Consider the following 617-nt stretch of genomic DNA (forward strand, 5'->3'; position numbering starts at 1 on the left):
GTTGAACGACGGCTCGTGCATCCGGCTGCGACCGGAGTATCCGGGGCATGTGTGGGCGTATGACTTCGTCGAAGCGCGGACGCATGACGGGCGCAAGTTCCGGATACTGACCATCATCGATGAGGCCAGCAGGGAATGCCTGGCACTGGTCGTCGCGCGCCAGCTTCGACACGAAGACGTGCTGGCAGCGCTTGCCGACCTGTTCATCGCGAGGGGTCCGCCCGCGCATATCAGATCAGATAACGGCAGCGAGTTCATCGCTACCGCGGTTCAGAAATGGCTCGGGCAGGTTGGCGTGAAGACGCTGTACATCGTGCCGGGTTCGCCGTGGGAGAATGGCTACAACGAGAGCTTCAACGGCTCGCTGCGCGATGAGCTGCTCAACGGCGAGATCTTCTACAGCCTCGCTGAAGCAAGGGTACTGATCGAGGCGTGGCGCCGTCACTACAACACCGTCCGGCCGCACAGCAGCCTGGGCTATCGGCCGCCCGCACCACAAGCGGCGACACCGCCATTGCCGGCCTCCGGTTCCGCTTCGCTCCACCTACGACCGGCAATGGCGGCGGAGACGACAATGCACTAACTAATAACCCGGACCACCCGATGGGGGCTGCTCA

The 617-nt window shown here is 63.2% G+C and carries 1 pseudogene; it reads left to right on the forward strand.

Going from position 1 to position 617, the window contains the following annotated elements:
- Positions 1–583 (forward strand): annotated as a pseudogene (locus AVT10_RS15980) (IS3-like element ISGbe1 family transposase); the annotation flags it as partial.
- Positions 584–617: the final 34 nt, after the last annotated feature.

It is taken from the genome of Sphingomonas hankookensis, from assembly GCF_001619955.1.
Classification (GTDB): Bacteria; Pseudomonadota; Alphaproteobacteria; order Sphingomonadales; family Sphingomonadaceae; genus Sphingomonas; species Sphingomonas hankookensis_A.